The 24127-nt window shown below is 63.1% G+C and carries 28 protein-coding genes and 1 pseudogene; 18 read left to right on the top strand and 11 right to left on the bottom strand.

What is annotated here, in order from left to right; genetic code table 11:
- Positions 1-81 (top strand): annotated as a pseudogene (locus ACX3P1_RS19355) (integrase core domain-containing protein); the annotation flags it as partial.
- Positions 82-276: 195 nt separating this feature from the next.
- The gene (locus ACX3P1_RS19360; protein ID WP_459081232.1) at positions 277-1275 is read left to right on the top strand and encodes a glycosyltransferase; all 999 of its coding nucleotides are present in this window, start codon (positions 277-279) and stop codon (positions 1273-1275) included.
- Between the two features lie 97 nt (positions 1276-1372).
- Here the strand turns inward: ACX3P1_RS19360 and ACX3P1_RS19365 are convergent, their stop codons facing one another.
- Together ACX3P1_RS19365 and ACX3P1_RS19370 are read right to left on the bottom strand one after the other, a co-directional pair.
- Positions 1373-3064, bottom strand: coding sequence for a glycosyltransferase family protein (locus ACX3P1_RS19365; RefSeq protein WP_459081233.1), 1692 nt, complete (start codon positions 3062-3064; stop codon positions 1373-1375).
- Positions 3061-4566: a lipopolysaccharide biosynthesis protein gene (locus ACX3P1_RS19370; protein ID WP_459081234.1), complete on the bottom strand. Its 1506-nt coding sequence runs from the start codon at positions 4564-4566 to the stop codon at positions 3061-3063. The genes ACX3P1_RS19365 and ACX3P1_RS19370 overlap by 4 nt, the downstream gene beginning before the upstream one ends.
- 59 nt (positions 4567-4625) lie before the next feature.
- Between ACX3P1_RS19370 and ACX3P1_RS19375 the strand changes: the two genes are divergently transcribed.
- The gene (locus ACX3P1_RS19375; protein ID WP_459081235.1) at positions 4626-5087 is read left to right on the top strand and encodes a DUF4214 domain-containing protein; all 462 of its coding nucleotides are present in this window, start codon (positions 4626-4628) and stop codon (positions 5085-5087) included.
- Positions 5088-5266: 179 nt separating this feature from the next.
- Here the strand turns inward: ACX3P1_RS19375 and ACX3P1_RS19380 are convergent, their stop codons facing one another.
- Positions 5267-5500, bottom strand: coding sequence for a hypothetical protein (locus ACX3P1_RS19380; protein WP_459081236.1), 234 nt, complete (start codon positions 5498-5500; stop codon positions 5267-5269).
- Positions 5501-5701: 201 nt separating this feature from the next.
- On the opposite strand from ACX3P1_RS19380, the gene ACX3P1_RS19385 reads away from it, so the two are divergent.
- The gene (locus ACX3P1_RS19385; RefSeq protein WP_459081237.1) at positions 5702-6199 is read left to right on the top strand and encodes an NUDIX hydrolase; all 498 of its coding nucleotides are present in this window, start codon (positions 5702-5704) and stop codon (positions 6197-6199) included.
- A 30-nt stretch (positions 6200-6229) separates the two neighbouring features.
- Entirely contained in the window at positions 6230-6685 is a 456-nt protein-coding gene (locus tag ACX3P1_RS19390; protein ID WP_459081238.1) for a DUF2214 family protein, read from the top strand.
- A 14-nt stretch (positions 6686-6699) separates the two neighbouring features.
- On the opposite strand, the gene nth is transcribed toward ACX3P1_RS19390, so the two are convergent.
- Positions 6700-7485 (bottom strand): endonuclease III, encoded by a 786-nt coding sequence (nth, locus tag ACX3P1_RS19395; RefSeq protein ID WP_459081239.1) that lies wholly within the window; start codon positions 7483-7485, stop codon positions 6700-6702.
- Between the two features lie 22 nt (positions 7486-7507).
- Here nth and ACX3P1_RS19400 point away from each other — a divergent pair, with 22 nt between their 5' ends.
- The 4 genes from ACX3P1_RS19400 (at position 7508) to ACX3P1_RS19415 (ending at position 11479) form a co-directional block, all read left to right on the top strand.
- Positions 7508-8032 carry a DUF2244 domain-containing protein gene (locus ACX3P1_RS19400; protein ID WP_459081240.1) on the top strand — a complete coding sequence of 175 codons (525 nt, stop codon included), beginning with the start codon at positions 7508-7510 and terminating at the stop codon, positions 8030-8032.
- Between the two features lie 112 nt (positions 8033-8144).
- The gene (locus tag ACX3P1_RS19405) at positions 8145-9038 is read left to right on the top strand and encodes a methylated-DNA--[protein]-cysteine S-methyltransferase (RefSeq protein WP_459081297.1); all 894 of its coding nucleotides are present in this window, start codon (positions 8145-8147) and stop codon (positions 9036-9038) included.
- Positions 9039-9116: 78 nt separating this feature from the next.
- Positions 9117-10022, top strand: a complete 906-nt coding sequence (locus tag ACX3P1_RS19410; RefSeq protein ID WP_459081241.1) for a ribokinase — start codon at positions 9117-9119, stop codon at positions 10020-10022.
- Complete coding sequence (locus ACX3P1_RS19415; RefSeq protein ID WP_459081242.1) at positions 10019-11479, top strand: amidase; 1461 nt, start codon at positions 10019-10021, stop codon at positions 11477-11479. Before ACX3P1_RS19410 ends, ACX3P1_RS19415 begins: the two co-directional genes overlap by 4 nt.
- A gap of 6 nt (positions 11480-11485) precedes the next feature.
- Here the strand turns inward: ACX3P1_RS19415 and ACX3P1_RS19420 are convergent, their stop codons facing one another.
- Entirely contained in the window at positions 11486-12427 is a 942-nt protein-coding gene (locus ACX3P1_RS19420; protein WP_459081243.1) for a nucleoside hydrolase, read from the bottom strand.
- A gap of 143 nt (positions 12428-12570) precedes the next feature.
- Here ACX3P1_RS19420 and ACX3P1_RS19425 point away from each other — a divergent pair, with 143 nt between their 5' ends.
- Both ACX3P1_RS19425 and ACX3P1_RS19430 read left to right on the top strand, forming a co-directional pair.
- Positions 12571-12996 (top strand): Hsp20 family protein, encoded by a 426-nt coding sequence (locus ACX3P1_RS19425; RefSeq protein ID WP_459081244.1) that lies wholly within the window; start codon positions 12571-12573, stop codon positions 12994-12996.
- Between the two features lie 63 nt (positions 12997-13059).
- Complete coding sequence (locus tag ACX3P1_RS19430; protein WP_459081245.1) at positions 13060-13317, top strand: BQ00720 family protein; 258 nt, start codon at positions 13060-13062, stop codon at positions 13315-13317.
- A 65-nt stretch (positions 13318-13382) separates the two neighbouring features.
- Here ACX3P1_RS19430 and ptsN read toward each other — a convergent pair whose 3' ends face one another.
- The 6 genes from ptsN to lptC form a co-directional block, all read right to left on the bottom strand.
- On the bottom strand, positions 13383-13847 hold the full coding sequence (gene ptsN / locus ACX3P1_RS19435) for a PTS IIA-like nitrogen regulatory protein PtsN (protein WP_459081246.1): 465 nt from the start codon (positions 13845-13847) through the stop codon (positions 13383-13385).
- A 62-nt stretch (positions 13848-13909) separates the two neighbouring features.
- Positions 13910-14494, bottom strand: a complete 585-nt coding sequence (hpf, locus tag ACX3P1_RS19440; protein WP_459081247.1) for a ribosome hibernation-promoting factor, HPF/YfiA family — start codon at positions 14492-14494, stop codon at positions 13910-13912.
- Between the two features lie 254 nt (positions 14495-14748).
- Complete coding sequence (rpoN, locus tag ACX3P1_RS19445) at positions 14749-16287, bottom strand: RNA polymerase factor sigma-54 (RefSeq protein WP_459081298.1); 1539 nt, start codon at positions 16285-16287, stop codon at positions 14749-14751.
- A gap of 132 nt (positions 16288-16419) precedes the next feature.
- Positions 16420-17220, bottom strand: a complete 801-nt coding sequence (gene lptB / locus ACX3P1_RS19450; RefSeq protein WP_459081248.1) for an LPS export ABC transporter ATP-binding protein — start codon at positions 17218-17220, stop codon at positions 16420-16422.
- Positions 17220-17831 (bottom strand): LptA/OstA family protein, encoded by a 612-nt coding sequence (locus tag ACX3P1_RS19455; RefSeq protein WP_459081249.1) that lies wholly within the window; start codon positions 17829-17831, stop codon positions 17220-17222. The genes lptB and ACX3P1_RS19455 overlap by 1 nt, the downstream gene beginning before the upstream one ends.
- Before the next feature lies 1 nt (position 17832).
- Positions 17833-18540, bottom strand: a complete 708-nt coding sequence (lptC, locus tag ACX3P1_RS19460) for an LPS export ABC transporter periplasmic protein LptC (RefSeq protein ID WP_459081250.1) — start codon at positions 18538-18540, stop codon at positions 17833-17835.
- A gap of 375 nt (positions 18541-18915) precedes the next feature.
- Here lptC and sppA point away from each other — a divergent pair, with 375 nt between their 5' ends.
- The 7 genes from sppA (at position 18916) to lspA (ending at position 24089) form a co-directional block, all read left to right on the top strand.
- A complete protein-coding gene (gene sppA, locus ACX3P1_RS19465; protein WP_459081251.1) occupies positions 18916-19872 on the top strand; it encodes a signal peptide peptidase SppA in 957 nt (318 codons plus the stop codon).
- Between the two features lie 77 nt (positions 19873-19949).
- Positions 19950-20234: an integration host factor subunit beta gene (locus ACX3P1_RS19470; protein ID WP_459081252.1), complete on the top strand. Its 285-nt coding sequence runs from the start codon at positions 19950-19952 to the stop codon at positions 20232-20234.
- A 48-nt stretch (positions 20235-20282) separates the two neighbouring features.
- Positions 20283-20624: a LapA family protein gene (locus ACX3P1_RS19475; protein WP_459081253.1), complete on the top strand. Its 342-nt coding sequence runs from the start codon at positions 20283-20285 to the stop codon at positions 20622-20624.
- A 33-nt stretch (positions 20625-20657) separates the two neighbouring features.
- Complete coding sequence (lhpI, locus tag ACX3P1_RS19480) at positions 20658-21623, top strand: bifunctional Delta(1)-pyrroline-2-carboxylate/Delta(1)-piperideine-2-carboxylate reductase (RefSeq protein ID WP_459081254.1); 966 nt, start codon at positions 20658-20660, stop codon at positions 21621-21623.
- A gap of 68 nt (positions 21624-21691) precedes the next feature.
- A complete protein-coding gene (locus ACX3P1_RS19485; protein ID WP_459081255.1) occupies positions 21692-22762 on the top strand; it encodes a class I SAM-dependent methyltransferase in 1071 nt (356 codons plus the stop codon).
- Positions 22759-23619 (top strand): TrmH family RNA methyltransferase, encoded by an 861-nt coding sequence (locus ACX3P1_RS19490; protein WP_459081256.1) that lies wholly within the window; start codon positions 22759-22761, stop codon positions 23617-23619. The genes ACX3P1_RS19485 and ACX3P1_RS19490 overlap by 4 nt, the downstream gene beginning before the upstream one ends.
- A complete protein-coding gene (lspA, locus tag ACX3P1_RS19495) occupies positions 23616-24089 on the top strand; it encodes a signal peptidase II (RefSeq protein ID WP_459081257.1) in 474 nt (157 codons plus the stop codon). The genes ACX3P1_RS19490 and lspA overlap by 4 nt, the downstream gene beginning before the upstream one ends.
- Positions 24090-24127: the final 38 nt, after the last annotated feature.

Consider the following 24127-nt stretch of genomic DNA (forward strand, 5'->3'; position numbering starts at 1 on the left):
TGCGAGAGCTTCAACTCGAAGCTTCGCGACGAACTGCTCGATGGAGAAATCTTCTATACGCTGAAGGAGGCCCAGATGATCGGCAAAGCGAATCACGCCACCAATGAATACCAATGAACAGGCTGACTCGAAGACGGTATCGACACGGGCGTACACTTCCGGATGACCTCTACACCGAAATGAGGACACCATACGACGCAAGGCCCCCTGCGCGGCGCGTCCTGGCGTTGCTAGCATCGGGCTTTGGCTTCGACATGCATCCGTAAGGGAGCGGCCATGCGCTTCAATTTTGTCGTGGGGCGGAGCGAGGCGGAAATCGCCCGGCTTGTCGGATGCTATGACGACATAGACACCGCAGTGGCCTCCACGGACATCTTCTCGAATGGGGAGCTTTCCTGGTGCCTGCAGACCTTTGTGCTACTCGCCCGACGCGGGCGCCTCGACGTGACTTGCACCAACCGGCTCGATCCAGCGGCCGTCAATCTCGTCCATTCCGATACGCTGCTCGGGCTGCGGCCGGATTCCCGCGCCTTCGTCGCCTGCGTGCGGGCAGACTATCCGAAGCGGAAATGGGCTAACTACCACATCGTCCAGAACCGCGACCAGGCGGGACGCGCGGCGGGCTACATGCCTCATTGGGTACAGGCCGGCATCAAAGAGCGCGATCCCGGCCGGCGCGGTGTGCGCACAGTCGCCTATTTCGGACAGATCGACCGCAACCTCGCCGGAACGGTTGTCGACTGGCACGCTATGTTCGCAGCGCACGGCATTGCGTTCGAGGTGCCGGCCCGCGAGCAGTGGCACGACATGCGCGAGACCGACGTCGTCATCGGCATACGCAGCTTCGACCGTAATCGACACGGCACGAAGCCCCCAAGCAAGCTCTTCAATGCCTGGCACGCGAAAATTCCCTTCATCGGCGGACACGATTCGGCCTATCGGCAGGTCGCGACGCCAGGGCGCGACTACCTCGTCGCGTCGTCCGGCCGCGAGGCGCTCGACCATGTGCTGCAGCTGGCCGAAGATCCGGAACTTTACGCAAGCCTGGTCAGAAACGGCGAGGCCATGGCACAGGAGTACACGTCAGAGACGATCGCGGCGAAGTGGGAAATGCTCCTCCAAGGAGAGATCATGCAGCGTTATGCGCAGTGGCGGCGCTCGGTGCTGGCGCCCGTCACCTTTGCCTTCGGCGTCGCCGCAGGACTTTCGCTCCATCATGCCCGCCATCTCGGCCGCAGGACACTCGGGGCCTTTGCACGGGCGCACAATCGCTGAAACGTACTTTAGTGCGGCTGAGCGAAAACGCGTCCCCTACCGTGCGCCCGCGAACGACGGCGGCGCCTTTCAGGAGCGATTGGTCCCACCCAGGCAGTCAAGACCGTCGAATCCGGGCCACCAGGCGCGACGGCACCCAGCATTTAAGAAGGTCACCGCGCCCGCCGAAGCGCAGTCCATGCCTGAACACCAGGTCGAGCCAGTGCCGCATGCGCCGTCCCGGCGGCATCAGCGCGAGTTGGGAGCAGATGAGTTGGTCACGGCTGAGCATCTGGCCGTGGACGAAGGGCACAAACACGTCCGGCGAGCCTAGATGCGGGACATCCAGGGCGATAGCGGCAGGTTGGACTGGTGACACGGCTCCCGCGGCCTTGTAGACCGCCGCAACCGCCGCACTCCATGCTGGTCCCTGATGGTGGGTTGTTATGCCCAGGCGGGTGGCATCACCCCGTTTCTCCCTGCCCGCCGGATCAGCGGCCAGCGCATTGAGCGCGGCGTTGTAGGCAGCGAGGTCCAGCGCGCGCACCAGATGTCCTTCCAGGCCGGGCATGTCCGCGCCGAGTATCTCCGCGCCCGGCCCGAACGGATAGCGGCTGACAAGAGGCGTGCCGTATGCTCCTGCCTCGAGCAGGGAAGTCGTCGAGACGAAGGGAAAGGAATCCACATAGATGTCTGCGGCCTGGTAGTAGAGTGCGGTCTGGTCACTTTCCGGCAGGCCCTCGATGCGGCCGGGGACTTTGGCCTCGGCCGCCGCCCATTCGGGGGGGCTACCGCTTCCAAGGACAACAAGCCGTGCGCCCGGCCAGCGCTCGAGGAAAGGCACATGGGCGTCGGCGAAACTGGCGCCCTCCACGCTGCGGTACTTCACCTTGCGGGCGACGGAGACGAGAAGCAGGGCTTCCTCGGGAATCCCGAGCATGCGCTTGGCCTGCGTCCTCGTGAGAGTGCGCTCGATGCGGGGAAGCGGTATAGGCAGGAGCACGGAGCGTTCCGGCGCAACGCTCCGGCGCGTGAGCGCCAGTTGCTTTCCGGAATTTCTGAGCGCGATGACGATGTCGGCGATCGACACGCTGATCCACATGGCGTGATCCGCGTGATCAAGATAGGCGATCGGCGGCCTCTCGCCGGCCGTGGAAAAGGCCAGAAGCGGCACGATGTCCCGCGTGTCGATATGCAGGACGACGAGATCGGCGCCGGCGGCAGCACGGCGCAGCGATCCAGCCAGACCGAAAAGGTCTGCCGGCCCCTCGCTGCTCAGGTCGTGTATCTTTCCTCCGCTCTCCTTTACCGCCGCGACGAGTTGCTGCGGTATTGCGCGGCGCTGACGGATCAGCGCGACCGAATGCACCCCATCTTCATCCGCTTCGATCCAGCGCCAGATCATGCGCGAAAGGCCTCCGATCGGCTGAACATAGGTGGCGACATGCAGGATGCGACGACCCGGGAGGGCCAGTCCGGGGCCACGCGGGATCGGAGCGTCGCCGAAGCTGCGATGCGCGAGCGCGCGTACCATGGCTTCCAGTTCCGGACTGGCAAAGAGGGCGGAGTGCGCTGCCGCTGCCTGGAAGCCTGCGATCTCGCACCATGCCGCCGCCGAGGTGGCGTCGCCGGCCGCCAGCAAGTCGTGCGCCTCCGTCAGGAGTTCGCGGAAGAGGCCGTGGTTGGCGCGCAGGCGCTTCGGCCCATCCTCCAGCCACCGCGCCACGAAGGGCTCAAGGTTCCAGGCATTCGGGGGCGGCGGGTCCGCGAGCGCGCAATCGTCATTCTTGTCCGGCAAGATGATCGTCATGGCCGCGCCCGGGAGGTTGCGGAAGAAGGTCCAAGCCGCGCCATGAAACCGCTGGCCGCGCGAATCTCCGCGAGCAGTGGATGGCGCGTAATGGCCAGTGAGGCAAGCCAGCCGGCGCCGGCACCTGCGACGGCCATGGTGAGCAGGAAGAAGGACAGGTCGGCGCGGAAGCCGCTGTGTGAGGCGATCGCCAAAGGGACTGCGGCCGAGGCCGACGCAGCAGCGGCGCTCTTCCACACGGCGGACGCGATCTCGGTCCAGGTAAATCCGACATGGCGGCGGATCGTGACCAGGGCGACGCCAACCTGCAGCGGAAGCGCGACCAGCATGCTTGCCGCCACCGCCGTCACGCCATGGGGCGCCGCCAGCACCAGGACGAGCGCTGAAGGCGGCAACGATATAAGGCTCGCGATCAGCGTGTCGCGTACCCGCCCGACGGCGACGAGCACCGGGAAGGTGAGCGCCGCCGCGGCCGTCGTCAGCCACGCCAGCGCCATGATGCGTAAAAGCGGTGCAGCCGCGTCCCATTGCGGGCCGAGCACGATCCGCACCGCCGGCTCGGCCAATATCGCCAGCCCCAGGAGCAGCGGCCAGTGGACCGCAGACAGCAGGCTGAGCGCATGGAGGTAGGCGCGCTTGAGGTCTGCGCCCATCCTGGCTTTGGCCGTCAGCGCGGGCAGCAGCAGCGGCTGTACGGCTCCAATCACTGCACGCTCGGGAAGCTGGCACAGAATCGTCGCGCGGTTGTAGAGCGCGGCTGCGTCGAACCCGGCCGTCCGTCCCAGCAAAAGCTGCGGCAGCAACGCATAGAGATTGTTGAGAAGGGTCGTCATGCTGGACCAGCCGCCGAAGGCAAGCACTTCCCGCCACTTCGAAAGGCATGGCACGAACATCCAGAAGTTGGGTCGGCAGATCATCGCCGCAAGGGCGACGAAGAATTGACCCGTGACCCCCCCGACGATTAGGGCAAGGTAACTCCATCCGGCCAATGCCAGCCCGACCGCTACCAGGAGATTGACGACGATCCCGCCGACGTTGATGAACGCCAGGGTCCTGAAATCCATATCGCGCCTGAGAACCGACATCGAGACTGCCGCGAAAGAACTCGCCAGGATGCCCAGCGAGGCGATCCGCAATGCGGTGACGAGACGCGGCTCGGCGTAGAATTCGGCGAACAGCGGCGCAGCAGAAAATAGTGCGAGCGAAACCGCTCCGCCGATTCCGGCCATCACGGTGAAGGCAGTGCGCACGCCTTCGCGGCTCGGCACTCTCTCCTGGATGATGTAAGTCCCGGTTCCAAAGTCTCGCAGGGTCTCCGATAGCACGAGTACTGCGTTCGCGACTACAAAGACGCCGATCTCCTCCGGCGACAGGAGCCGCGCAACGATCGCGGTCATGGCGATCGTGACGAGCAACGACAGGTATTTGTCTGTGGCGGAGAACAGGAACGAGACGTGCAGGCGTGTCATTGAACCGATCGTGTCCCCGTTCGCCTCGCCCAAGCGCTTCGTCCGGGCGCTTCGTCCGGGCCGATGCCACCGCGACAGGTAAGCTACAGAGAATGCAGGGTACGAGCATCGTGGCCGATGGGGTGACCTCCTACCCCATTCGGGCGACAGATACTGCGATGTGCCGATGCGACGGCGCAGGCGACGTCCTCGTCTCGCGCATCGGTGGCGATGTTCGTCGCCACGATGGCTCGTCTCGAACGGTTGGGGCTTGCACGGTCGTTCCGGTTTCAGCCGGCCGTCTCGATCCGATATTTTTCAAGCCGAACGTCGGCAGTCCGGAATTCGCTCAGCACTATGGCAGCGAAGATTCTCTATCCAGCACCGCCTTCATCAACCTGCTCTACGAGAACGTGCTTGGGCGCGAACCCGATGCCGACGGCTTTGCCTACTGGACCAACAAGCTCGACACCGGCCAGACCAATCACGGCGACCTTTTGGCTTTCTTCTCCGACAGCAACGAGAACATCGCCGGCACAGCAGACGCCGTCAGCGATGGCATCTGGTTCGTGTGAGGCAGCCTCACTGCTTTGCCGCTTGATAGCACCCTATGGCGACTGCCTTGAAGTCCCCTTCCGGTGCGGGGTCACGGCACTTTCCCCCGACCAAAACAGGAACCGTCAAATGGCTGGCGAAAAGGACAAAGCCTCCTATCTTAATGATAGGTTTGCGTTGGATCATGGAGCGGCGGATGTCACGGTACAAGATAGCGGCAGTCTTTGCCCTGGCATTGGGGGCCTCGCCTTGCCTGGGCCCGGCCGCGTTCGCCATAGATATGATCAATCCGGCTAACCAGGGCGCTCTTGCAAGGCAAAACGATGCCCAATTGCGGGCGTTGCAAGACCAGTTTCAGCGCCAGCAGTTCCAGCAGTTGCAGCAGCAGAACCGCGAGTTGGATCGGCGCGTGCTGCCCCTGCCGCAGCCGCAAGTACCCACCATGAGGCCGACATGCCGGACAGAGCCATACGCCAGCAGCCTCAGGACGGTCTGCCGGTAGCCGGCCATTCCCGAGCACGAAACCGCCGCGCACCGCTTCGGGCGCGCTGCCGTAGGATGGTCCGCACCGAAACCGGATTCCACTTTCCGGCCAGATGGTCTAAGGGCTTTCCTGTTCGGGAAATCGCATGCAATGGCAGCCACCAAGAAAAACGCGCTAAAGAAGGCCAGGAAGGGAGGGGTCATTCGGCAGGTTGCCGCCATCCCCTATCGGTTGGATCAAAATGGCGAGTTGGAGGTTCTGCTGATCACGTCGCGCGAAACGCGGCGCTTCATCGTCCCCAAAGGTTGGCCCATGAAGGGCAAAAGCGGGCGCAAGGCCGCCACGATCGAGGCGGCCGAGGAAGCCGGCGTCGTCGGCACTATGCAAAAGGCCCCCGGTGGCGCCTATTCCTACTGGAAGCGGCTCTCGAGCAGCTTCGTGCGGGTGAACGTGGTGGTTTACCTGCTGTCGGTGACGGAAGAACTGGCCGGTTGGCGCGAACGAAAGACGCGACGGCGCGCATGGCTTGCGCCCGCCGAGGCCGCGCTGCTCGTCGACGAACCGGAATTGGCGACGCTGATCCGCACCTTGACCCCGCCTGAAGATGATTCGGTCCCTGCACAGCCGGAACGCCAGCTCTTGACCTAGAACCGCTCTACTAAAACACAAGGAAGCCCCATGGACACCGCCGATCTCGGACTTGCCATTCTTCACCATCTGCTGGTGTTTTCGCTGGCCGGCATCATCGGCGCCGAATTCGTGCTGGTGCGCGGCGACCTTTCGCGGTCCACAATCAACCGGCTGGCCCGCATCGATCGCCATTACGGGCTTGTCGCGATGCTGATCATTCTCGTCGGCGTCGGCCGCGTCGTCTATGGCCTCAAGGGCTGGGAATTCTACGTCTACAACTGGGTTTTCTGGGCCAAGATGGCCGCATTTCTTGCCGTCGGCCTGTTATCGATCCGCCCGACCATGCGCTACATCGCCTGGAACCGGCACGCGGGCGCCGACCCTCAATTCCAGGTGCCGGCAACCGAACTCGCTTCGGTGCGCAGCGCCGTGCGGACGCAGGCGGTCGTGTTCCTGCTGATACCGGTATTTGCCGCCGCCATGGCGCGCGGCTATGGGCTTTGATCCAAAGCTGAAAGCTAGCCCGGGTCCAGCGGCGCGACCTCGACCAGCGGCGCGGGAATGCAACTGGTCTTCACGGCCGCCTTGCAGATATCGGCGATGACGCAAGCCTGGCAGTCAGGCTTGCGCGCCTTGCAGACATAGCGGCCGTGCAGGATCAGCCAATGGTGAGCGTGGCGCATATATTCGTCGGGAATGATTTTTAGCAGTCCCTGCTCGACCTGCTCGGGCGTCTTGCCCGGCGCCAACCCCAGCCGGTTGCCGATGCGGAAAATATGCGTGTCGACGGCCATCGTGTGCTGCCCGAACGCCATGTTGAGCACCACATTTGCGGTCTTGCGCCCTACCCCCGGCAATTTGACCAGTTCTTCGAGGCTGCCGGGAACTTCACCGCCATGGTCGCGGATCAGCGCCGCGGACAACGCCACGACATTCTTCGCCTTGCCGCGCCACAAGCCGATGGTGCGGATATGAGCGCCGACCTCGGCCTCGCCCAGCGCCAGCATCTTCTGCGGTGTGTCGGCAATCGCGAACAGGGCGCGCGTCGCCTTGTTCACGCCCACATCGGTCGCCTGCGCCGAAAGCACGACCGCAACCAGCAGGGTGAAGGCGTTGACATGCTCCAGCTCGCCCTTCGGCTCCGGCCGCTGGACGGCAAAGCGTCGGAAGATTTCGCGCACTTCCGCCTCGCTGTAGCGCGAGCGGACGCGAGCGGCGCGCGGCTTGGCGGTCGACGCGCCGCGCTTGCCTGCCTGCATTTTATTTTTGGGCGGCGATGTATCTTTGGGCTTGGGATTGGCCATATTCCTCCTATAATATCTAGACATGAGCGACACAAACGCCTCTTGCCCTGGCAACCCCATGTCAGGCGCGTCATTTCGAGCCGACGAGCCCTTTTTCCGGGCGCTGCTGACGCCGCACCGTTCGCTGGGCCGCACCGGCTTCACGCTCATCATGATCGGACTGATGTTCAGTTGGGCCGTGACAGGAGCCATCTTCCTGTCGCATGGCGCATGGCCGGTGTTCGGCTTCTTCGGGCTCGACGTCCTCGGCGTCTACATCGCCTTCCGCATCAACTATCGCGCCGCCCGCGCCCGTGAAGAAGTATCGGTGTCGCGCACGGCCCTCGACATCCGCAAGACCGCTCCCTCAGGCAAGTTGGAAGCGCACCACTTCAACCCGTTCTGGACACGCTTTTCCGTGGCCCGCCACAGCGAAATCGGCATCACCAGGATGGAAGTGGAAGCGCAGGGGCAGCACGTATCGATCGGCGGCTTCCTCAACCCCGACGATCGCGACAGCTTCGCCACGGCCTTTACCCGTGCGCTGGCGACGGCCAAGGCCGGATAGCGGCACAAGTCCGGCATTTCGCGGGAAGCAAGGCAAGTTTCGGGTGGAAGCCGGGAGCCAAGGCGACGATATTCATGGCCAAGGAGATATTGCCATGAACACCCGGATGCTTATGAATGCGCCGATGCCGCTAGCCCCTCGTGCCACCCTCGAAAAAGACATTACGCCGGAGGGCGGCGACTACGAGATCGTGCGCCGCGCCATCGAAAAGATCAGCCTCGACTATCGCGACCAGCCCTCGCTCGAAGTGCTGGCTGAGGAAGTAGGCGAGACGCCGACCGGCCTGCAGAAACTGTTCACGCGCTGGGCCGGCCTGTCACCCAAGGCCTTCCTGCAAGCCGTTACGCTCGACCATGCGCGAAAACTGCTCGATAGCGGCCTGCCGCTGCTCGAAACCTCGCTTGAACTCGGCATGTCGGGTCCCGGCCGGCTTCACGACCTGTTCGTCACCCATGAGGCCATGTCGCCCGGCGACTACAAGACGCGCGGCGCCGGCCTGACCATCCGCTATGGCTACCACATTTCGCCGTTCGGCATCGCGCTGATCATGGTGACGGATCGCGGTCTGGCCGGCCTGGCCTTCAACGACCCCGGCGAAGAGCGGGCGGCGTTCGCCGATATGGCCGGCCGCTGGCCGAACGCCATTTATGTGGAAGACATGGCCGCGACCGCTCCCTATGCCGCGCGCGTCTTCGATCCCTCCCGCTGGCGCGCCGACCAACCGCTGCGTGTCGTCATGATCGGCACCGATTTTCAGGTGCGCGTGTGGGAGGCGCTGCTGCGGATTCCGCTCGGCAAGGCCCGCACCTATTCCTCCCTTGCCGCCGATATCGGCGCGCCGGACGCGTCGCGCGCCGTGGGTGCTGCCTGCGGGGCCAACCCGGTATCGTTCGTCGTGCCTTGCCACCGGGCGCTTGCCAAATCCGGCGCACTGACAGGCTATCACTGGGGCCTGACGCGCAAGCGCGCGATCCTGGGCTGGGAGGCGGGAAAGCTTTCCGCCTGATTTTCCCGGCGCTGCCGTCTGGAAAGACCCGTTTGGAAAGGCTAGCCTCCCGGCAACTTCCGGGAGGCATTTCCTTTCATGATTATCGTCATCGGCTCGATCAATCTCGACATGATCACCACGGTCGACCGTTTGCCCAGCCCGGGCGAAACGGTTCGCGGCTCGGGTTTCAAGACGTCCGCGGGCGGCAAGGGCGCCAACCAGGCGCTGGCGGCAGCGCGGGCCGGAGCCAAGGTCCGCATGGTCGGCGCAGTCGGCAAGGACAGCTTCGCTGCCGAGGCATTGACCTGTCTTGAGCAAGCTGCAATCGATCTTTCGGGCGTGGGCCAGATGCATGCGAGCACCGGCACCGCCGCCATCCTGGTCGACGATGCCGGCGAGAACGTGATCGCGGTCGCGCCGGGAGCCAACGATTCGGTACTGCCGGGCGATCTTGCCAAGGCCTTCCTGGCCAAGGGTGACATCGTCCTTCTGCAACAAGAAATCCCCTTGCAGACCGTCGAAGCCGCTCTCGATGCGGCCAGAAAGGCGGGCGCGGTCACCGTGCTCAATACCGCGCCTTTCCGCGCCGAAGCGGCCGGCTTTCTCGAAAAGGCCGACTATGTCGTGGCCAACGAGACGGAATTCGACCTCTATGGCGAGGCGCTGGCGCTTGCCGGCCGCGACCGCCCCGCCCGTATGCGCGCCTTTGCGCAAAAGACGGGCCGCACCATTGTCGTCACGCTGGGCGGCGACGGCGTTATCGCCGCCACCGCAGACGATTTTCTGCAAGTGCCGGCGCTCAAGATAAAACCCGTCGATACCGTCGGCGCGGGCGACACGTTCTGCGGCTATCTGGGTGCGGCGCTTGCCGCCGGCCTGCCGCTCGAAAAAGCACTGGAACGCGCCGCCGCCGCTGGCTCGCTCGCCTGCCTGAAGCCCGGCGCACAACCGTCCATTCCCTTTGCCAAGGATGTCGACGCCGCACTGGAAGCCGCGAAATGAGGACTGAAGCGATGGATGCCATTTCGCCAAATAGGCATAAGATACCGCCGGCGCACGACATCTGCCGCCTTTCCGCCGTCGATCTGGTGGATGCCGTCAAACGCAAGACCTTGTCCGTGCGCGAGATCATGGTGGCCTTTCTCGACCGCATCGAAACGGTCAATCCGCACGTCAACGCAATCGTCTCGCTGCGCGAGCGGGCCGATCTGTTGCGCGAAGCGGATGCGGCGGACAAGGTGGCTGCGCCATCGGGGCCGCTGTTCGGCTTACCCATCGCCATCAAGGATCTGGCGCTGACCAAGGGGCTGAAAACGACCTTCGGCTCGCCGATTTTCGCCGATTTCGTGCCGCAGGAGGACGATTTCTTCGTCCAGCGCATTCGCGAGGCCGGCGCCATCATCATCGGCAAGACCAACGCGCCCGAATTCGGCCTCGGCTCCAACACCTATAATCCGGTATTCGGCCCGACGCTCAACGCCTTCGATCCGGCGTGGACGGCGGGCGGGTCCAGCGGCGGTGCTGCGGTAGCATTGGCGCTCGACATGGTGCCCGTCGCAGACGGCAGCGACTTTGGCGGCTCCCTGCGCAATCCGGCCGCCTTCAACAATGTGTTCGGCTTCCGGCCCTCGCAGGGACTGGTTCCCGGCGGCCCTAGCCCGGAGGCCTTCTACGCGCAGATGGGCGTCGACGGACCGATGGGCCGCAGCGTTCGCGACATGGCACTGCTGCTCGACGTGCAGGCGGGCTATCATCCGCAAGCGCCACTTTCCTATGAAAAGCCCGGTTCCTTCCTTGCCGGCCTCAATGTTGCGGCTTCAGGCGGGCGCATCGGCTGGCTTGGGGATTTCGACGGCAGGGTGCCGATGGAACAAGGCATTCTCAGCCTTTGCGAAGCAGCGCTGAAACGCTTTGGCGATGCCTCTTTCGACAGCGAGCCATTGCCGTTGGATTTCGACGTCGAGGCCTTGTGGCAAGCCTTCGTCACGCTGCGCCATGCGTCCAGCGGCTGCGCCCTGAACCTTCTGGCTCAAGACCCCGAGCGCCGCCGCCTGCTCAAGCCGGAGGCGCTGTGGGAAGCAGACGGTGCCGCGCGCCTGACCGCTCCGCAAATCCATGCCGCCGCCTGTATTCGCACCGCCTGGCATCAGGCTTTACTGGCGCTGTTCGAGCGATTCGATCTCATCGCCCTGCCCTCGGCGCAGGTTTTCCCCTTCGGCATAGAGACGCCGTGGCCGAACAACATCGCGGGCACGCCGATGGACAGCTATCACCGCTGGATGCAGGTGACCTGCTTTGCGACGCTGGGCGGCTGCCCCGCCGTTAATGTGCCGGCCGGTTTCGATACGCAGGGCAGGCCGATGGGCATGCAGTTGATCGGCCGCCCCCGCGGCGACATGGCGGTGCTGCGTGCGGCCGCCGCTTACGAAGCAACCTTGCCATGGCCGACTGGCGCCTGAAAAAAGCTACAGCCGCGCCAGCCGCTCGGTCAGCAGCGCGAAGAAGCCGTCATGGTCAATGTCGCGCATGACAAGCGCGTTCTTCGGCCGTCCCGTCACGCCCCACCAGTCGATGACGGTCATGCCCATGGTCAGTTCCGATGTCGTCTCCACCACGACATTGCAGTCGCGGCCCTTAAACAGATCCGGCTTGAGCAGATAGGCGATCACGCAGGGGTCGTGCAGCGGCCCGCCATCGGTGCCGTATTTGGCCTCGTCGAAGCGTTCGAAGAATTCCAGCATATCGGCTACCGCCTGCCCGACGCTGGTGCCGATGTTGCGGATGGTAGCCGTGCGCGCCGCTGAAGTCAGCGCCTTGTGGGTGACATCAAGCGGCATCATGACGATGGGAACGCCCGATTTCAGCACGATATCGGCGGCGTGCGGATCGACATAGATGTTGAATTCGGCCGCCGGCGTGATGTTGCCGCCCTCGAAAAAGCCGCCGCCCATCAGCACGATTTCACGGATGCGCGGTGCGATCCTCGGCTCCCGCACAAGCGCCAGCGCGAGGTTGGTCAGTGGCCCGAGCGCGCACAGCGTGATCGTGCCGCTTTCTTCCTGCATCAGCGTCTCGACGATGAAATCCACCGCATATTGGTCCTGCAGCGTCATGACGGGTTCCGGCAATTGCGCCCCATTTAGGCCCGTTTGGCCGTGTACTTCCTCGGCCGTCACCAATTGCCGCATCAGCGGGCGTATCGCGCCGGCGAAAACCTTGATGTCGCTGCGGCCGGCCAACTCGCAGATCTTGCGCGCGTTCTTCTCCGTCAGCTTCAGCGGCACGTTGCCGGCGACGACGGTAATTCCCACCACCTCGATCTCGGCGCTGCCTAGTGCCAGCAGGATGGCGACGGCATCGTCCTGGCCGGGGTCGGTGTCGATGATGATCCTGCGTTGGGCTGGCATGGGAATTCCTTGTCGGATGAGTCGTTTCGGGCAGGGTGAATGGCGCTTGAACTTGGCCGCAAGGCAGACCATATCAACACCATCGGGAAAAATGCCAGTCGGGTTTTTCCAGTTATGTCGCTCTTAAGAGGACACGCGGTGGTATGAACAGAATGACGCCCTTTTCCAGCCCGCTCCTGCTTGGCTTCGACGCCATGGAAAAGACGCTGGAACGCCTCGCCAAATCCGGCGACGGGTACCCGCCCTACAATATCGAGCGCTTGCGCGGAACCGAAGGGTGCGCCGAGCGGTTGAGGATAACGCTGGCGGTGGCCGGTTTTGCAGATGACGACCTCGACATTACCGTCGAGGAAAGCCAGTTGATGGTGCGCGGTCGCCAGACCGACGACACTGACCGAGAGTTTCTCCACCGCGGCATCGCGGCACGCCAGTTCCAGCGCTGTTTCGTACTGGCAGATGGCATGCGCGTGATCGCCGCGGAACTGAAGAACGGACTGCTGTCGATCGATCTCGACCGTCCGGAGTGTGAGCGGCTGGTACGGAAAATAAACATATCGGTGAAAGACTGATCTTTACCGATGGCTCTTATGCGGGATGGCCCGAAGCGGCATCCACGCGAAAAGGAGGCTGAAATGACCAGAACCCAAGAAAATACCGCCATGACCAAGGGCGAATTCGCCCTGCTTGGCGAAGGCTCGGTGGCCTACCTGCGCAAGGTGTCTAGCGACGATCTGCGCGGCCGTTTCCCCACTTTGGGCGAAATCGCGCCCGGAATGGAATTGTGGGCGCTGTTTTCCGCCAACGGCCAGCCGATCCTGCTTTCGGACGCCCGCGACCGTGCTTTGGCCGGCGCCATGGAAAACGATCTCGTGACGGTCGCTATCCACTAAAAAAATGACCTCAACGAAAAGGGCCGCAATCAGCGGCCCTTTGAACTCGTTTTATCAAAATAAGCTCAGGCCGCGTGCGAAGCCCGTGTCTCCGACAGGAGGGCATGGATGGCGGACGCATCGTGCGTCCCCCTGATCTTGGCTACCGTGTCGGCGTCGCGCAGCACCCGCGCAATGCGTGACAGCGCCTTGAGATGGTCGGCACCTGCCCCTTCCGGCGCGAGCAGCAGAAACACCAGATCGACCGGCTGGTCGTCCAGCGCTTCGAAATCGACCGGCGTCTCCAGCCTGGCGAATACGCCGGTGATGTGCTTGACCCCGACGATCTTGCCATGCGGGATGGCAATGCCGTTGCCGACACCCGTAGAGCCGAGCCGCTCCCGCTGCAGGATGGTTTCGAATATCTCCCGCTCCGGAATCCCGGAAATCGCTGCCGCCCGCTCGGACAGCGATTGAAGCAACTGCTTCTTCGAGTTGACTTTCAACGCCGGCATGATCGCTTTTGCGTCGATCAGATCGGTCAGATCCATTGTGACTATCCCTTGCTTCACCGTCGCCGGAGTCCCCACTCCAGCGCGGATGGTCCCTATCCCTACGAGAGCTTGGTCGTCGAGGGGTCGATCCAGCCGATATTTCCATCGGGCCGGCGATAGACAATGTTGAGATGATCGCTTCCGGCGTTGCGGAAGACGAAGACAGGGCTGTCCTTGGTGTCGAGTTCGATCACCGCCGAGGCCACCGACATCGTTTTCAACGCCATAGACGATTCGGCCACGATCGCGGGCGCAAAATTCTCCGGAATTTCCTCGTCGTCGTCGGCCAGCGGCTCCATCACCGCATAGGCCATTTCGACGGCATCGGCGCTGCTGCCGACATTGTTGGGGTAATGCGACTTCAGACGGCGCTTGTAGCGCCGAAGGCGCTTTTCAAGCCGCTCGGCTGCGGCATCGAAGGCTTGGCTCGGGTCCTGGGCATCGCCGGCGGCCTGCAGGGAAGCCCCCGAATCCAGCCGAATCATGCAGTCGGCCGAATAGCGCGATCCTGATTTGATGACCGTTACCTGACCCGAAAAACCCCGGTCGAAATATTTTTCAATCGCCTCGCCGATACGTTCCGTGATGCGGGTGCGAAACGCATCCCCGATATCCATGTGTTTTCCCGATATGCGCAGCGTCATCTGGAAATCGACCTTCCTGTTTTAGGGCTTCACATTGTCTGGAGTTTATACCCGTGCTCCGTGCGCACAAGCTTCGCGACGTTTCCTGCGCCGTTTTTACGTCCGAGCTTTCAGATTGCTCACAGACCGCCCTATTACCGTCATTATGGCGACGCTTCCGCATGCGGGCCGTTAGCCCACCTCATGCGGGCGGGCTTCTAGCCACTTCCCCGCGGCTTGTCAAATAAGGTCGAAGCAGGAAAATTCCACCGGATTCAGCGTCCGGCGTTCGCCAGGGCGCGCTTTTCGCGCCGCCTTTGCACGGACGACGCGATAGTCATGCCTTCCCGATACTTCGCAACCGTACGCCGGGCGATGTCGATGCCAACGGCCTCCAGCATATCCACGATAGCATCGTCGGAAAGCACGTCCGCGGGCTTTTCCTCGTCGATCAACTGCCGGATGCGGTCGCGCACCGCTTCGGACGAATGCGCTTCGCCGCCTTGCGAGGAGGCGATCGAAGCGGTGAAGAAATAGCGCAGTTCGAATACGCCGCGCGGGGTGAGCATGTATTTGTTGGCGGTGACGCGGCTGACCGTTGATTCGTGCATGCCGATGGCGTCGGCCACCGCTCGCAGGTTGAGCGGTTTCAGATGGCGCACGCCATGGACGAGAAACGCATCCTGCCGGCGCACGACCTCGGAAGCGACCTTTAGGATGGTTTTGGCCCGCTGGTCGAGGCTGCGCGTCAGCCAGCTCGCATTTTGCTGGCATTCGGCCAGGAAATCCTTGTCGGCCTGGCTCTTTGCATGGCTCGAGACATGCGCGAAATAGACCTGATCGACCAGCACCCGAGGCAGCGTATCCGGGTTGAGTTCCACCGCCCACCCGCCATCGCCGGCAGCCCGCACCTCGACGTCGGCGACGATTGCCTCGCTAGTTCCGCCTGAAAAGGCCATGCCCGGTCGGGGGTCCAGCGCCTGGATTTCCGCCAGCATGTCGAGAATATCGTCCTCGTCGACGCCACAGAGCCGTTTCAGGGTGTGAAAGTCGCGCTTGGCCAACAGGTCGAGATGGGCAACCAGTATCTTCATGGCCGGGTCGAAGCGGTCGCGCGCGGCAAGCTGCAGCGCCAGGCACTCGCCAAGGTCGCGGGCAAAGATGCCCGATGGCTCGAATGTCTGGCACAGCGCCAGAACTTCCGCCATGGCCGCTTCGTCCGCCCCGAGACGGTCGGCGATTTCCGCCATGTCGGCGCTGAGATAGCCTGCGCTGTCAAGATTGTCGGCCAGTTCGGCGGCAATCAGCCTCAGTGCCGGATCGCGGAAGCCAAGCGCGATCTGCCCGCCGACATGATCGCGCAGCGTAACGGCGCTTGCGGCGACCGCCTCCATGTCCAAGGACGCGGAAAACGGACCGGCCCCGATGCCGGACGTGGTTTTCCATTGCGCGTCCAGCGTCGGGCCGAGCCTGTCGCTGGTGCCGGGATCGTCCGGGAAAATGTTTTCCAGCGACGTGTCCAGCCTGTCGGCCATCGCCTCCGCGCTCAGCGGTGCGTCCTTGTCGAACCAGTCTTCCTGATCGCCCGAACGCGGCACGTCGCCGCCGTCCGCTGCCGGCCCATCCCCAGCGTCGTCCCCGGCGTCGTCCTGCCTCTCGGCGCGCTCAAGCAGCGGGTTGCGCTCGATCTCTTCATCGATGAAGCGCTCCAGTTCGGCATGGGTGAGCTGCAGCAGCCGGATCGACTGCATCAGTTGCGGGGTCATCACCAGCGACTGGCTCTGCCTGAGCTGCAATTTCGCGCCGAGCGCCATAGCCGGATTTATCGCCTCATGACCGCCGAAAACAATTTTCCAGCCGGACATAGGAACTGGCCCGGCTCTTGCCTGTCAAGGCAACAGATAGCACGGACGGCTTACCAGCGCGTTATCGGGATCTTCAGCGGATTACAGCGTAAAGCCTTCGCCAAGATACAGCCGCCGCACGTCGGCATTGGCCACGACCTGTTCGGCCCTGCCATGGGTCAGGACTTCGCCGGCATGGATGATATAGGCCCGGTCGATCAACCCCAGCGTCTCGCGCACATTGTGGTCGGTGATGAGAACGCCGATGCCGCGCGCCGTCAGGTGGCGCACAAGCTGTTGGATATCGGCCACCGCAATCGGGTCGATGCCGGCAAACGGCTCGTCCAGAAGCATGTAGGCCGGTCGCGTCGCCAGCGCGCGCGCGATCTCCAGGCGCCGGCGCTCGCCGCCCGACAGCGACATGGAAGGCGCCTTGCGCAAATGGCTTATATGGAATTCCTCAAGCAGTTCATCGAGGTTGCGCTCCCGCACCTTGTGGTTCTTCTCGATGACTTCGAGCACGGCACGGATGTTCTGCTCAACGGTCAGGCCGCGAAAGATCGAGGCTTCCTGCGGCAGATAGCCGATGCCGAGCCGCGCCCTGCGATACATCGGCATGGAGGTGACGTCGAAGCCGTCGATCTCGATGGTGCCTTCATCGACCGGCACCAGACCGGTGACCATGTAGAAGCAGGTCGTCTTGCCCGCGCCGTTGGGGCCGAGCAGACCGACGGCTTCGCCGGCGCGAACGCCGATCGTCACATTGCTTACGACCTTGCGGCCCTTGTAGCTTTTTGAGAGGCCCTTGGCGATCAGCGTGCCCTTGAACAGGGCCTTATCCGGTTTGGCTGTCGGCTCCGCCTGCTTTCCAGTGGGCTGCGCCGGGGAGTTGATAACAGCCATCACTTGGATTTCTGCGGCGTCAACGACATCATGACACGGCCACCGCAAGCATCCACCTGGGCAAGGCCGGTCTGCATCTGCACGGTCAGCTTGCAGCCGACCAGAACGTTGGAGCCCTGGGTAAGAACGACTTTCTTGCCGGACAGCACCAGCACCTGGCTCTTCATGTCGAACGTGCCGCTGTCGCCCGTGGCGACCTGGTCGTCCGATTTGATGTAAACCTTGCCGTCAATTTCCAGATGATCGATGTTGGTCCCGGCGGACATGGGCGAGACGCCTGCGGCCGCAGCATCGCCGGATGCCGTGGTATCCGACGCCTTGGCCCCAGCCTTCTTGCTGGCAGCCCCTTCGTCCTTCACATAATAGACCTTCATCACGCCCGCCTTCATCAGGGTCGGCCCCTGCACGACGCTGACATTACCGGTGAAAATCGCGAGATTTTCGTTCTGACGGACCTCGAGCTTGTCGCTTTCGATCTGAATGGGCTGGTCTCCGCTCAATTTCAGCCCCGACATGGTGCTGGGCGACTTCGATTGCGCCATGGCGGACGGAACACCGAGCAACAGCAGAACCGAAGCCGCGGCGGCAAAACGTGTCGAAATGGCCAGCATCTTATTCTCCGCTCTTTCCCTGGGCCGCCTTTTGCGTGGCGGGGTCGATATTGAGACGCACACGCTTTTCGAAAATCACGACCTTGCCGTTTTCCTTCACCGTCATCCCGTCAGCGGTGATCCGCGACCCGGGTCGGCTAATGTCGACAGGCTGTGTCGTTTTCATAGTGCCTTTTGCCATATCCAGAAAGGCCGATCTCAGTTGTGCCACAATGCCATCGGTCGTGGATACCGTTATCTCCGTGTCGAGGTCGAGCGTGTTGTTGTCACGATTGTAGATTCCGTGCGCCGCGCCCACGGTCACTATATTGTCAGCCGACACCGGCAGCTTGGCATCGATCTTTTCAAGCTCCACCAGGCTCTCCTCGCCCGCGCTTTGAATGGCGCGCAAGGCGTTCAGCGAATAGGTAAGATTGTCCTTGGTCAGGCCTTCCAGTTTCGGGTTGGCCATTACCAGCTTGCCATCGGAGAAGGCGCTGGCGTCCGCCTTTACCTGGATCGGCGGCGGCGCGACCATGTAGGAATAGACTGGAAAGCCGATGGCGATGATGACGGCAATCAGCGGCAGGACGATCTTGAACAGCCGGACGCGGCGCGAATGGCGCTGGGCGCGCCCGAAAGCGGACGCCCGCACAGGCCCAGTCCCGCCCGGTTCGGGCAGGACAACACCGTCATCGCTGCCGGCCGTATCGATTGGTCGTGCCAACATGGTTGCTTTCTTCAGGACCAACCGACATCCGGCGATCGGAACTTGGTATTTCGATTGATCCCAGCTCTTTGCCCTGCCGTCCAGCCTGATAGGTGGGATGGCGGGGCGGGCGCGCAAGCACAAACGTAGGAAAAATCGCCAAAATGTGACCGATACACTTTTCGGAATGGAAAATACAGCCGACTCAGAAGCAACTTCTTCCCATTTTCCGCTTTGGCGAGAACGACCGACGACGGCCCCGTCGCGGGCGCCGCCCCCATGCAAAGAGGCACCGCCGCCGCAAAATGGGTAGCGGTCGAGCGGTGCATGCTCTAAAAGTCCCTGCTTCCAAACTGGGTTTCAGGTCCAATCGACCTGTCGAGTGCGAGACCGACCATGGCGCTGAGAGCTGACGACCTGATCGACCGCCGCCGGTTGCGGCGCAAGCTGACATTCTGGCGCGTCGCGGCGATCGTCATTGCCGCGCTCGGCCTTGTCGCTCTGGCAAGCTGGTTTTACGGCGACGGCCTGTCCGGCGCATCCGCCGACCACATCGCCAAGGTCAGGATCGACGGCACCATTACCGAAAACGAGGAACTGGTCGAACGGCTGGAGAAAATCCGCAAATCCCCGCACGTCAAGGGTGTCATCCTGGCCATCGATTCGCCCGGCGGCACCACCGCCGGCGGCGAGATGATCTTCGAGGAAGTGCGCAAGCTGGCCGCCGAGAAGCCGGTGACCGCGCAGGTGGGAACGCTCGCCGCCTCCGCCGGCTACATGATCGCAAGTGCTGCCGACCACATCGTCGCCCGCCAGTCCTCCATCGTCGGCTCGATCGGCGTGCTCATCCAGTTTCCCGACGTCACCGGCCTGATGGACAAGATCGGCGTCAAGCTGGAAGAAGTGAAGTCCTCGCCGTTGAAGGCAGAGCCGTCGCCCTTCAACCCGACCACCGACGAAGAACGCGCCATGGTGCGAAAACTCATTCTCGACAGCTATGACTGGTTTGTCGGCCTCGTCGGCGAGCGCCGCTCGATGACGCGGCCGCAAGTGCTGGCGCTGGCCGACGGCTCCATCTTCACCGGCCGGCAGGCGCTTGCCAACGGGTTGATCGATGCGGTGGGCGGCGAGGCGGAGGCTGTCGACTGGCTCGCCAGCAAGGGCGTCGACGCCAAGCTGAAGGTCGTGGAATGGAAAGATACGAAAAGCGGCAGCAGCTTCCTGTTCTCGAAAGCGCTGGCGCGAACGATAAGCCGGGCGCTCGGCCTGCCCGATGCAAGCAGCGACATGCTCCAGGAATTGGGCGCGGATCGCTTGTTCCTTGACGGTCTTGTCTCCGTCTGGCACCCTTGAACTCTCGCTCAAGATGAACGAAACCAAGTAAAATCAGTACCATTGCCAGTCCGCATCATTTCAGCAGGGCCGCCCTCATGATCAAATCCGAACTCGTACAAATCATCGCCACACGCAGCCCGCATCTGTTTTTGCGCGACGTCGAAAACATCGTGGGCGCCATCTTCGATGAGATCACCGACGCGCTGGCCGAAGGAAACCGGGTCGAATTGCGCGGCTTCGGCGCTTTTTCGGTCAAGAACCGCCCAGCGCGCACCGGCCGCAACCCACGCACCGGCGATTCGGTCGAGGTCGAGGAAAAATGGGTGCCGTTCTTCAAGACCGGCAAGGAACTTCGCGAAAGGCTGAACGCGGGAAAGTAAGACCCTCAAGGACGTTTGAGGCACGACTGCTTTCGCCGGGATACATCCATGTTCAATCGCTTCATGCTCATCGTGGTTTTCGCGCCGCTCGCGGTCATCCTGATCGCCCTGGCCGTCGCCAACCGCGCTGCGGTCGCCTTTACCTTCGATCCGTTCAATCCCGGCAATCCGGCACTTACCTTTACCCTGCCGCTGTTCATCTTCCTGTTCCTGGCGCTTGGCCTCGGCATGATCGTCGGCGGCCTGGCGACATGGTTCCGGCAGGGCCGTTACCGCAAGCTTGCCCGCCAGCGCGGCATGGAAGCGGAGAATTTGCGCCAGGTGGTCAAGACCGCGGCGCCAACCCCGCAAGGCCAATCCCATACGGCGCTGCCGAAGCCGACGGCCTGACACCGCGGCTTCTTCCAAGATGGAGTTTTGTTGATGCTGCATATCTCGCCCGCCGAGATTGACCGCGCGCTTACCTTTCCGGGTCTGGTCGATACGCTGCGGACGGCTTTTCGGGATGGCGCGGTGCAACCGGTGCGCCACCACCACAGCGTCGAGCGGCCGGACGGCGCAGCCTCGACCCTGCTTTTGATGCCGGCATGGACCGACTTCAACGCCGCCGGCACCTCGGCCCACGGCCATATCGGCGTCAAGATCGTCACCGTTTCGCCCGACAACAACGCCATCGGCAAGCCCGCCGTGATGGGCCTCTATCTGCTTTTGAACGGCGCGACCGGCGAACCGGAAGCCCTGATCGACGGCCAGCGCCTGACCCAGTGGCGCACGGCCTGCGCTTCGGCGCTCGCTGCCTCCTATTTGGCGCGCGAGGACGCCTCGCGGCTGCTGGTGGTGGGAGCCGGCGCGCTGTCGCCCTTCCTGGCAAGGGCGCATTCGGCGGTGCGGCCGATCAAGGAAATCCGCATCTGGAACCGTACGCCGGCCAATGCCGAAAAGGTGGTGGCCGATCTGCGCGCCGACGGTTTTGACGCCGAAGCGGTCAGCGACCTCGACGCCGAACTGGCAAATACCGACATTGTTTCCTCGGCGACCATCTCGACCACGCCGCTGATCAAGGGTGCGCTGCTGAAAGCGGGAACGCATGTGGATCTGGTCGGCGGCTTCACGCCCGACATGCGCGAAAGCGACGACGACGCGATTTCGCGCGCCCGCGTCTATGTCGACACCCGCGCCGGCGCGACCAAGGAAGCCGGCGACATCGTCCAGCCGCTGGCCTCCGGCGTGCTGAAGGCCGATGCGATCGTCGCCGACCTGCATGAACTGGCGCGCGGCGAAAAGAAGGGCCGTGAAAGCGCGCAGGAAATCACGCTGTTCAAGTCGGTCGGTGCGGCACTCGAGGATCTGGCCGCCGGAATCGCGGTTTACCGTGCGCTTAAAGCCTAAACCACCTTTTCTTGCACGGGCGGGCCTGCTGTGGCAGAAGCGGCGATCCGCCTGACGAGGTTACCTTCTTGAAATCCTTTCGCGATCAGCGCCGCGACAACCGCCCGCATCAGCCCGCGAAAGCCGGGACCGGGCCGGTGCGGCCACGCGATCCACAGCCTGCCAAAAAAACCGAGCCGAAGGCCGAAATCCGGCACGAGCACAAATCCCAACCGCGCGTGCTTGCCCGCCGCGAAGGCGCGTTGCCGGCCGAAAACCTGCCGCTGATCCTCGAAGTCGCCCCCAATACCGATTACGCGCTGCTCGACAGCGGTGCGGGTGAAAAGCTGGAGCAATACGGCCCCTATCGCATCGTGCGGCCCGAAGGCCAGGCGATCTGGCAGCGTGCTCTCCCGCAAAAGGAATGGGACCGCGCCGATGCCGTCTTCACCGGTGACACCGAGGAAGAAGGCATGGGCCGCTGGCGCTTCCCAAAGGAGCCGCTTGGCGAAACATGGCCGATGAAGCATGACGGCATCGACTATCTCGGCCGTTTCACCTCGTTTCGCCATGTCGGCGTCTTTCCCGAGCAAGCCTCGCATTGGAACCATATGGCCGGCCTGATCCAGGCTGCCAAACGCCCGGTCAAGGTTCTCAACCTGTTCGGCTACACCGGCCTCGCCTCGCTGGTCGCGGCCCGCGCCGGCGCCGAAGTCACCCATGTCGACGCCTCGAAGAAGGCCATCGGCTGGGCGCGCGAAAATCAGGAAATGGCCGGGCTTGGGCAAAAACCGATCCGCTGGATCGTCGACGACGCCATGAAATTCGCCGAGCGCGAGGAACGGCGCGGTAGCCAGTACGATATCATCCTGTTCGATCCGCCCGCCTATGGGCGCGGTCCCAAGGGCGAGGTCTGGCAGTTGTTCGAGGATTTGCCGGCGCTGACCGATCTCTGCCGCGCCATCCTCACCCCCAAGCCATTGGCCGTGGTGCTGACCGCCTATTCGATCCGTTCTTCGTTCTTTGCCATCCATGCGCTGATGCGCGATACCTTTGCCGGCATGGGCGGCACGGTTGAATCCGGCGAACTGGTCATTCGCGAAAAGTCGGCAGGGCGAGCGCTCTCCACCTCGCTGTTCTCGCGTTGGGTCTCCAAATGAGCGAGCATGAAACCCGCCGCGCGGTCGGTCAAGTCAAGGAAGTCACCAGCCTCGCCAATCCGCTGATCAAGGAGATAAAAGCGCTGGCGCTGAAGAAATTCCGCGACCAGCAGCACGCCTTCATGGCCGAAGGGTTGAAGCTGGTCATCGACGCGCTCGATCTCGGCTGGTCGATCCGGACGCTGGTCTTCGCCAAGGCCGGGCGCGGCAACGCGGCGGTCGAAAAGGTCGCCGCGCGCACGGTCGCCCAAGGCGGAACCGTGCTCGAAGTGTCGGAAAAAGTGTTGTCGGCGATCACCCGTCGCGACAATCCGCAAATGGTGGTCGGCGTCTTTGTCCAGCAATTGCTGGCGCTGAAAGACGTTCACGCCAAGCCCGGCGACGTCTGGGTGGCGCTCGACCGGGTGCGCGACCCCGGCAATCTCGGCACAATCATCCGCACGATCGACGCGGTCGGCGCCAAGGGCGTGATCCTCGTCGGTGAAACCACCGATCCGTTCTCGGTCGAAACCGTGCGCGCCACCATGGGTTCGATCTTCGCCGTGCCGGTGGTCAAGGCGACGCCCGAAGCCTTCCTGGCGTGGCGCGGGAGTTTTTCCGGCCTCGTCGCCGGCACGCATTTGAAGGGCGCGGTAGACTACCGCTCGGTCGATTTTTCGCGCGGGCCGACGCTTCTGTTGATGGGGAACGAGCAGCAGGGCCTGCCCGATATGCTCGCCGAAAGCTGTGACCGGCTGTTGCGGATTCCGCAGGCCGGGCGCGCCGATTCGCTCAACCTCGCGGTCGCCACCGGCATCATGCTTTTCGAGATTCGCCGCAGCGCGCTCACGCTCGAGCCGGAAGGTTCCCGCTCATGAAACGGTTGTTGCCCTACGGCCTGCTGGTCGTCGTCGCCATAGCGCTCGACCAATGGATAAAATACCTCGTCGAAACCGGGCTTAACCTGCGGGAAATGGTCGAAATCCTGCCTTTCCTGGCGCTTTATCGCACCTACAACACCGGCATCGCCTTTTCGATGCTGGATTCGTTCGGCGACACCGGGTTGATCGTCGTTTCGGTCTGCGTGGTCGCCTTCGTTCTCTATCTGGCGGCCAAGACAACACCGGGCCAGGGCATTGCCCGCATCGGCTTCGCGCTGATCGTCGGCGGCGCGCTCGGCAATCTCATCGACCGCGCCATCTACGGCCATGTCATCGACTATATCCTGTTCCACACGCCGGCCTGGTCGTTTGCCGTGTTCAATCTGGCGGACGCCTTCATAACGGTAGGGGCCATTGCCGTGATTTTCGACGAATTCATCGGCTGGCGGCGCGAACCGCGCCCATAATCTGGCTGATCGCTAAAATGCGAACGATCCGCCACAAA

It is taken from the genome of Mesorhizobium sp. A623, assembly GCF_054489405.1.

Bases quoted from the DNA above. Each gene is read 5' to 3' on its own strand.
- ACX3P1_RS19425 (WP_459081244.1), top strand. From the start codon at position 12,571: ATGAACAGAATGACGCCCTTTTCCAGCCCGCTCCTGCTTGGCTTCGAC.
- hpf (WP_459081247.1), bottom strand. From the start codon at position 14,494: ATGACGCTGCGCATATCGGGAAAACACATGGATATCGGGGATGCGTTT.
- lptC (WP_459081250.1), bottom strand. From the start codon at position 18,540: ATGTTGGCACGACCAATCGATACGGCCGGCAGCGATGACGGTGTTGTC.
- lptB (WP_459081248.1), bottom strand. From the start codon at position 17,220: ATGGCTGTTATCAACTCCCCGGCGCAGCCCACTGGAAAGCAGGCGGAG.
- nth (WP_459081239.1), bottom strand. From the start codon at position 7,485: ATGGCCAATCCCAAGCCCAAAGATACATCGCCGCCCAAAAATAAAATG.
- ptsN (WP_459081246.1), bottom strand. From the start codon at position 13,847: ATGGATCTGACCGATCTGATCGACGCAAAAGCGATCATGCCGGCGTTG.
- ACX3P1_RS19400 (WP_459081240.1), top strand. From the start codon at position 7,508: ATGAGCGACACAAACGCCTCTTGCCCTGGCAACCCCATGTCAGGCGCG.
- ACX3P1_RS19410 (WP_459081241.1), top strand. From the start codon at position 9,117: ATGATTATCGTCATCGGCTCGATCAATCTCGACATGATCACCACGGTC.
- ACX3P1_RS19405 (WP_459081297.1), top strand. From the start codon at position 8,145: ATGAATGCGCCGATGCCGCTAGCCCCTCGTGCCACCCTCGAAAAAGAC.
- ACX3P1_RS19455 (WP_459081249.1), bottom strand. From the start codon at position 17,831: ATGCTGGCCATTTCGACACGTTTTGCCGCCGCGGCTTCGGTTCTGCTG.
- ACX3P1_RS19390 (WP_459081238.1), top strand. From the start codon at position 6,230: ATGGACACCGCCGATCTCGGACTTGCCATTCTTCACCATCTGCTGGTG.
- sppA (WP_459081251.1), top strand. From the start codon at position 18,916: ATGGCGCTGAGAGCTGACGACCTGATCGACCGCCGCCGGTTGCGGCGC.
- ACX3P1_RS19475 (WP_459081253.1), top strand. From the start codon at position 20,283: ATGTTCAATCGCTTCATGCTCATCGTGGTTTTCGCGCCGCTCGCGGTC.
- ACX3P1_RS19430 (WP_459081245.1), top strand. From the start codon at position 13,060: ATGACCAGAACCCAAGAAAATACCGCCATGACCAAGGGCGAATTCGCC.
- ACX3P1_RS19375 (WP_459081235.1), top strand. From the start codon at position 4,626: ATGCAGGGTACGAGCATCGTGGCCGATGGGGTGACCTCCTACCCCATT.
- ACX3P1_RS19385 (WP_459081237.1), top strand. From the start codon at position 5,702: ATGGCAGCCACCAAGAAAAACGCGCTAAAGAAGGCCAGGAAGGGAGGG.
- lhpI (WP_459081254.1), top strand. From the start codon at position 20,658: ATGCTGCATATCTCGCCCGCCGAGATTGACCGCGCGCTTACCTTTCCG.
- ACX3P1_RS19420 (WP_459081243.1), bottom strand. From the start codon at position 12,427: ATGCCAGCCCAACGCAGGATCATCATCGACACCGACCCCGGCCAGGAC.
- ACX3P1_RS19470 (WP_459081252.1), top strand. From the start codon at position 19,950: ATGATCAAATCCGAACTCGTACAAATCATCGCCACACGCAGCCCGCAT.
- ACX3P1_RS19365 (WP_459081233.1), bottom strand. From the start codon at position 3,064: ATGACGATCATCTTGCCGGACAAGAATGACGATTGCGCGCTCGCGGAC.
- lspA (WP_459081257.1), top strand. From the start codon at position 23,616: ATGAAACGGTTGTTGCCCTACGGCCTGCTGGTCGTCGTCGCCATAGCG.
- ACX3P1_RS19415 (WP_459081242.1), top strand. From the start codon at position 10,019: ATGAGGACTGAAGCGATGGATGCCATTTCGCCAAATAGGCATAAGATA.
- ACX3P1_RS19360 (WP_459081232.1), top strand. From the start codon at position 277: ATGCGCTTCAATTTTGTCGTGGGGCGGAGCGAGGCGGAAATCGCCCGG.
- ACX3P1_RS19490 (WP_459081256.1), top strand. From the start codon at position 22,759: ATGAGCGAGCATGAAACCCGCCGCGCGGTCGGTCAAGTCAAGGAAGTC.
- rpoN (WP_459081298.1), bottom strand. From the start codon at position 16,287: ATGGCGCTCGGCGCGAAATTGCAGCTCAGGCAGAGCCAGTCGCTGGTG.